Annotated in this window: 7 protein-coding genes and 1 pseudogene; 2 read left to right on the forward strand and 6 right to left on the reverse strand. The window is 47.0% G+C overall.

Annotated elements, in window-relative coordinates; genetic code table 11:
* Positions 1–11: 11 nt before the first annotated feature.
* From AC3ZFK_RS06570 to AC3ZFK_RS06595, 6 genes are all read right to left on the reverse strand, one after another.
* Positions 12–878, reverse strand: coding sequence for a cytochrome c oxidase subunit 3 (locus tag AC3ZFK_RS06570; RefSeq protein ID WP_487506464.1), 867 nt, complete (start codon positions 876–878; stop codon positions 12–14).
* Between the two features lie 49 nt (positions 879–927).
* Positions 928–1,500, reverse strand: a complete 573-nt coding sequence (locus AC3ZFK_RS06575; RefSeq protein ID WP_487541498.1) for a cytochrome c oxidase assembly protein — start codon at positions 1,498–1,500, stop codon at positions 928–930.
* A 13-nt stretch (positions 1,501–1,513) separates the two neighbouring features.
* Positions 1,514–1,681 (reverse strand): hypothetical protein, encoded by a 168-nt coding sequence (locus AC3ZFK_RS06580; RefSeq protein ID WP_487506466.1) that lies wholly within the window; start codon positions 1,679–1,681, stop codon positions 1,514–1,516.
* A complete protein-coding gene (locus AC3ZFK_RS06585; protein ID WP_487506467.1) occupies positions 1,653–3,308 on the reverse strand; it encodes a cytochrome c oxidase subunit I in 1,656 nt (551 codons plus the stop codon). The genes AC3ZFK_RS06580 and AC3ZFK_RS06585 overlap by 29 nt, the downstream gene beginning before the upstream one ends.
* 16 nt (positions 3,309–3,324) lie before the next feature.
* A complete protein-coding gene (coxB, locus tag AC3ZFK_RS06590; RefSeq protein WP_487506468.1) occupies positions 3,325–4,509 on the reverse strand; it encodes a cytochrome c oxidase subunit II in 1,185 nt (394 codons plus the stop codon).
* A gap of 279 nt (positions 4,510–4,788) precedes the next feature.
* Positions 4,789–5,142: a hypothetical protein gene (locus tag AC3ZFK_RS06595; protein ID WP_487506469.1), complete on the reverse strand. Its 354-nt coding sequence runs from the start codon at positions 5,140–5,142 to the stop codon at positions 4,789–4,791.
* Positions 5,143–5,517: 375 nt separating this feature from the next.
* Between AC3ZFK_RS06595 and AC3ZFK_RS06600 the strand changes: the two genes are divergently transcribed.
* Both AC3ZFK_RS06600 and AC3ZFK_RS06605 read left to right on the forward strand, forming a co-directional pair.
* Entirely contained in the window at positions 5,518–5,757 is a 240-nt protein-coding gene (locus AC3ZFK_RS06600) for a hypothetical protein (protein WP_487506470.1), read from the forward strand.
* Positions 5,758–5,787: 30 nt separating this feature from the next.
* A pseudogene (locus tag AC3ZFK_RS06605) lies at positions 5,788–6,430 on the forward strand (hypothetical protein); the annotation flags it as partial.

Genomic DNA, 6,430 nt, shown 5'->3' on the forward strand with positions numbered 1-6,430 from the left:
ATTACTCTCCTTTACATCCAGTAGACCAAAACAAACAACCCCAACCAGACCACATCTACAAAATGCCAATACCAGGCAGCAGCCTCAAAAGCGAAGTGGTTCTCTTCAGTAAAGTGCCCCTTCATGCTTCGACCCAGAACAGCCGCCAGCATCAGAGCCCCAACAATCACATGGAAACCATGAAATCCTGTCAGAATATAGAAGGTTGAACCATAAACACCAGACTCAAGAGTCAGATTGAGCTGACCATAGGCATGGCCATACTCCTGTGCCTGCATGGCAACAAAGATGACACCCAGGGCAACAGTCAGAATCAGACCACGAACAAGCTGTCTGTTATTGTTATTCTTCAGCCCCCAGTGTGCCCAGGTCAGCGTTAACCCAGAGGTGAGCAGGATTGCAGTATTGATTGCAGGCACGCCCCAGGTATCCACCAGTGCGAAATTGCCACCCAGATTGCCCGGTCCGGCAGTTGGCCATTGTGAAACAAACTGACTGGTGATGAACTCGTGAGTAGGTGCAAGATATCCTGTACCACCCAACCACTCTACTGCGATATTTCTAATGTAGTACAAGGACCCAAAGAATGAACCAAAGAAGAATACCTCTGATGCAATAAACCAGAACATCCCCTGACGGAATGAGTTATCAACCTGATTATTGTATTTACCAGTAAGGTTCTCCCCTACCACATCACCAAACCAGCCAAAAAACATATAGGCAAGCAGAGCGAAACCGACAATAATCAGCAAGGTTCCAGCACCCACTCCGTTCACAGCCAGGGCAAACCCCATAAGGATGGTTAGAATAGAGAGCATTGCCACAATCGGCCAATGACTAGGCTCTGGTATAAAATATTGATCTTTTGAAGCAGACATCATTTTTTCCTCAATTAAAATTTTGCTGTTATAAGTTATTAGTTAATCTTCAGGCACCTGCACTATCGTATTTAGCTGCAGACTCCTTGTTTGTGTTCAGGAACGTATAAGAGAGATTAAGTACAGAGATATCACCGGGGAGGTCATTGGAGACATAGAACCGTAACGGCATCTCTTTGCTCTCGCCACCCATAAGCGGCTGATTATCAAAACAGAAGCACTCTATCTTGTGAAAATAGCCATTGGCAAACCATGGAGTCACACTCGGAATGGCCTGGCCAACAAGCTTCTCGTCAGAGAGATTCTTTACCAAAAAACTGACCTCAGAAATCTCCCCGGGGTTCACCTTGATCTCTCTGATCATGGGCTTGAATTTCCACGGCAGACCATCATTCACTGTGGTATCAAACTGAACTGTTACCTGACGACTCTGATCCACAATGGCACTACTCTCCGAGAAGATCTCACCACTATTCTTCAGTCCGGTAACCTGGCAGTAGAGGTTGTACAACGGTATCAGCGCAAAACCGAAACCAAACATCCCTACCACCAGACCGACCAGTAAAAAGCTGGTCTTGCGGTGTTTCTGTCTCTGCTGACTTTTTTCGCTCACTGCACTCATTGCTTCAATGGATCTATGGTAGTGCTGTGGCAGCCAACTGCTCCCAGAAGCGAACTGAAGAGAGCGCCACCAGTAGTGCCAGCCCAATCAGTATCGCCGCCAGACGTCCATTCCCTTTTCTGTTTTCATCAACCATTTCCATACTCTCCATATCAGGCTCCAGCATACTTGGCATTTTCATCCAGCTTTGGTGCCTCACTCCATGAGTGGTAAGGTGGTGGAGAAGGGAGATCCCACTCCAGACCATTATTCTTGGCACCTTCCCAAACCTGCGCAGTTGCCTTCTCCTTGTTCTTGCCACGAACAGTATCAATGATGATGTAGAGCAGGATCAGGTGACTCAATCCAAAGATAAAGGCACCAACACTGGAGATCACATTAAACTCGGTAAACTGAACACTATAGTCAACAATGCGACGCGGCATTCCTGCCAACCCCAGGAAGTGCTGAACAAAGAATGTCATATTGAAGCCAATAATATTGGTCCAGAAGAAGAGCTTGCCCAGTCTCTCGTTATACATATTTCCGGTCCACTTTGGTAACCAGTAGAAGACTCCGGCAAACAGCGCCAAGACCGCTCCCGGCAACAACACATAGTGAAAATGCGCCACCACAAACATCGAGTCATGGTACTGCATATCAGCTGGAATAACGGCCAGCATTACCCCGGTAAGACCGCCAAAGACAAACATGATTACGATTGCAATCGCAAACAGCATTGGGGTCTCAAAAGTTAGGGAACCTCTCCACATGGTTGCAATAAAGTTGAATTTCATCAACCCCACTGGAATCGAGATCAGAATGGTTCCAATCATAAAGTAGTTCACCGCAGCGTAAGACATTCCAACCGTATACTGATGGTGAGCCCAGACTACCATTCCCAGAGTACCAAGAAAGATCATCGCCCCAACCAGTGACATGTAACCAAATAGTGGTTTACGTGAGAAGGTTGGGATCACCATGGAGAGAACACCGATGGATGGCAACAGCAGTACGTAGACCTCGGGGTGTCCAAAGAACCAGAACAGGTGCTGGAACAGTACCGGATCACCACCACCGGCCGCATCAAAGAAGCTGGTTCCAAAGTGACGGTCAAACAGTAGCATGGTTACGCCACCAGCCAGTACTGGAAGAATCAGAATCAGCAGGAATGCTGTTACCAACCAGGTCCATACAAACATAGGCATCTGACTCAACTTCATGCCAGGTGCACGCATATTCAGAATGGTAACGATAATATTGATCGATGCCAAAATGGATGAGATACCCAGCAGATGTACCGTAAAGATCAGGAAGTCCATGGACATGCCAACCTTGATCGACAGTGGAGGATAGAGCGTCCACCCTGTATTGATCTGTGAGCCACCACCCGGAAAGAATGGGACCACAAACGAGAGAATCAACATGATCGCAGCTGCTGGAAGGATCCAGAAACTGAGATTATTCATTCGTGGCAACGCCATATCTGGAGCCCCGATCATCATTGGGATCATCCAGTTTGCAAGCCCTGCGGCTGCCGGCATTACTGCACCAAAAACCATCACCAGTGCATGGTTGGTTACAATATTATTATAAAGATCAGGCTCCAACAGCTGAATCCCCGGGAACATCAACTCAGCACGGATTGCCATTGCACTGATTCCGCCCAGAAAGAGCATCACCAGAGCAAAGATCAGGTACATCGTACCGATATCCTTGTGGTTGGTGCTGTAAAGCCAACGTCTCCAACCCTTGATTGGACCATGATCATGGTCATCATGATGCCCGTCATTAGCAATAGCATCGTGTGTCATATCTATAGAACTCATTTTCTTATATCTCCAATCAGCGTGCTGCACTTACAGCAGAAGGTTGAACTACATCACCAGTCGCATTGCCCCAGGCGTTACGCTCATAGGTCACAATTGCTGCAATTTCCAAATCAGACAACATCTTCCACGGAGGCATGGTGTCCTTACCATTCAGAACCATCTTCAGATGATCATTGACTGGCCCGATAGCAATCTTGCTGCCACGCAGTGGTGGAAACGCAGGTGGCAGACCAGAACCATCAGGACGGTGACAAGCTGAACATTTGGTGTTGTAAGCTGCCTCACCCTTGCTGTAGAGCTCTTCCATAGTCCACTCTTTTGCAGAGTTGGCCTCGATCAGGGATTTGAGCAGAGATCTCTTCTCCTTCTCAACCCAGGCATCAAACTCTTCTGGGGTAACTGCATTTATTACAATAGGCATCTTGGAGTGCCAGGTTCCACAAAGCTCTGCACACTGACCACGGTAGGTGCCAGTCTTGTCTGCGTCAATCTTGGCCCAAGTCTCCATGATGTAACCTGGAATAGAGTCGCGCTTGAAACCAAGCTCTGGAACCCACCAGGCGTGCAGAACATCAGCCGAAGTGTTGAGATAACGGATAGTGCGTCCAACAGGCAGCACTATAGGATTATCTACATCACGCAGATAGTGTTCTCCAGCTGTCTCCTCATCAGTAGGACGACTCTCTACAGTAATTGGGTAGAACTCACCGTTATACTCCACACCGTGCTCTGGGAACTCATACTCCCACCACCACTGATGACCAATTACCTTTACATTCATATCAAAACAGCGCTCAGGGTCAGCTCCCTCATCACTACAGAATTGCTTGGGAGCATTCCAGAAGCGTTCCAGGGTAGATTGTGCTGCACCGGCAATCGTCAGATCCACCATCAACACCATGGCAGGAACCAGAACCCAGGACCACTGCCCAAACCAGCTCTTGTGAAAGTTCTGATCAGCCTCGTACCCCTTGCTTTTTCTAAACTTGAAGAGAACATAAACCATGACAACTATAACGATAGCCAACAACCAGGTGGCAATCTCCATGGTAAGCATGTGCACACCGTAGATATCCCGACCTACCCTTGTAACCGGGTCAGGAAAATTCAAGCCATACTCCGCCATTGCACTCATTGAACTAACCCACAGACCAGCAACTGATGCAATAAAGCCGCTCCTCTTCCCTATTTTGTTCATCTCTTTTCCTTTGTTAGACAACTCTGTAATCCGCAACAAAAATGCGCTATATCAGTCTTTTCTTATACTAAAGTGATCTATGTCAATTTTTAGTCGAGAGCGAGTATGAGGGAAAAGAGATAACCTTACAATCCCTATTGCTATCAAATTAAATAAGGGGAGCGATAAATCTGACTTATTTACTCAAGAACGGAGCCATACGATTGACTTCAGATAACAACAAATGGGGCTCTTAATCTTGGGGCTGGGGGCTCAGCAGGAGGGTTCAGGCTTTTTTATCTAATTCGCTGGCTCTGAGTGAACAACTCGTACCCGCAACCCGCCATCCCTGAATGGTTCACTCGCCTTTTCACTATTCAACTTTCCTGTAATTGGAAGCGACAGCAGACGATACCCGACTCGTCTCTTGCCATTATCACGATACCTCTGTTCCACAATCTCAACCTCAACCTCAACCTCTTTCCACTTTTGTTGAAGCAGAGTTTGCATTGCAAGTGCATCTGTGTGACTTGAATATGAGCCAAACAGAATCCTGTACTCTCCAGCAGGATCGTCCTCACTAAATTTTGGCTTAATCAGGATCACCAATACAATCAATCCTGCAACAAGCGCAATCTGAATAACTTTCTGCATGACAGAAAGATTAACAGATCAACTAAGGAACCTCTGAAAAAGCTTAACGGGATGGGGGTTTGGGGGAAGGGCTCTACAGGTGTTGTTGTAACATGCTGAACCATAACCCCTTCCCCCATAGAATAACTTGTAAGGGAGATCTGATTGGGTCACGAAGTGACTTAATCAGAGCTTCCCTAAGGAACCTCTGAGAAAGCTTAATGGGACGGGGATTTGGGGGGGAAGTGCTATATAGGATAACTTGTGAGGGAGAAACTCCTCTTTTTTATAAATTGATATTTGACATTTTTTTGTCACTACGGTATATTCTTGACTAGTTTAGTTGGTTATTAACGCTAACCATATAGTTATCAAAGTGTTACATGGAGTATAGCGATGAGAAGAAGTGAAAAAAAGAAGAGTGGCCCACGTAGAACCATCCAGGTTTGGGGGGTTGAGTTATATGACGGAACCAAGGTTAATGCAGGTGATGAGCTTTCTGATGGTAGACATATCGTCTCTGTGTACAACCTTGGAGGCAAAGATGGGGAGGGCTACAAAATGGTATTTGCCGACAATTCAGAAGAATTTGTCTATACAGACCAGGTCGCTGTCGGTAATCCAAGATTCAATTAAAAAAGTTAACCACCAAAGGAGAGCGGACAGATGTCAGAAGAGATGACTAAACTTAATAAAAACAGTCCTGAGCTGGATATTCCCACTCCCAACCTGGATGAGCTGGAAAAAGGGCCATGGCCCAGTTATGTATCAGGTCTCAAACGTCTTGCAGCCAGCGGGGCTGAACAAGCCAAGATGATGCGTGGCGTACTTGGCACTCTGGAACACTCCTTTGTCAACCGTCGTGGCTACTGGAAAGGTGGAACGGTTGGCGTAATTGGTTATGGTGGCGGTGTCATCCCCCGCTTCTCTGAATTAAAAGATGATAGTGGCAACACCATGTTCCCGGATGCACTGGAGTTCCATACTGTACGAATTCAGCCCCCATGGGGCAACCACTACAGCGCCAACCTTCTACGCAAAATGTGTGATGTTTGGGAGGAGACTGGAACTGGCCTGATAGCTCTACACGGTCAATCAGGAGACATTATGTTTCAGGGTACCGACACAGATGGTGTTCAGTCCGCATTCAACAAACTAAACGACACAGAGACCTTCAAGGATCTGAGTGTTGATGGGTTCTGTTTTGATATGGGTGGCGCAGGCCCCGCAGTACGTACATCTGTATCCTGCGTAGGTGCGGCCCGTTGTGAGCAGTCCTGTTTTGACGAGGGTGACCTCCTGCAGGCCA

The organism is Candidatus Thiopontia autotrophica (assembly GCF_982804495.1).

What these genes read in the sequence shown, in the direction of transcription:
- coxB (WP_487506468.1), bottom strand. Translation starts at nt 4,509, where the DNA reads ATGAACAAAATAGGGAAGAGGAGCGGCTTTATTGCATCAGTTGCTGGT.
- AC3ZFK_RS06575 (WP_487541498.1), bottom strand. Translation starts at nt 1,500, where the DNA reads ATGAGTGCAGTGAGCGAAAAAAGTCAGCAGAGACAGAAACACCGCAAG.
- AC3ZFK_RS06595 (WP_487506469.1), bottom strand. Translation starts at nt 5,142, where the DNA reads ATGCAGAAAGTTATTCAGATTGCGCTTGTTGCAGGATTGATTGTATTG.
- AC3ZFK_RS06570 (WP_487506464.1), bottom strand. Translation starts at nt 878, where the DNA reads ATGTCTGCTTCAAAAGATCAATATTTTATACCAGAGCCTAGTCATTGG.
- AC3ZFK_RS06600 (WP_487506470.1), top strand. Translation starts at nt 5,518, where the DNA reads ATGAGAAGAAGTGAAAAAAAGAAGAGTGGCCCACGTAGAACCATCCAG.
- AC3ZFK_RS06585 (WP_487506467.1), bottom strand. Translation starts at nt 3,308, where the DNA reads ATGAGTTCTATAGATATGACACACGATGCTATTGCTAATGACGGGCAT.
- AC3ZFK_RS06580 (WP_487506466.1), bottom strand. Translation starts at nt 1,681, where the DNA reads ATGAAAATGCCAAGTATGCTGGAGCCTGATATGGAGAGTATGGAAATG.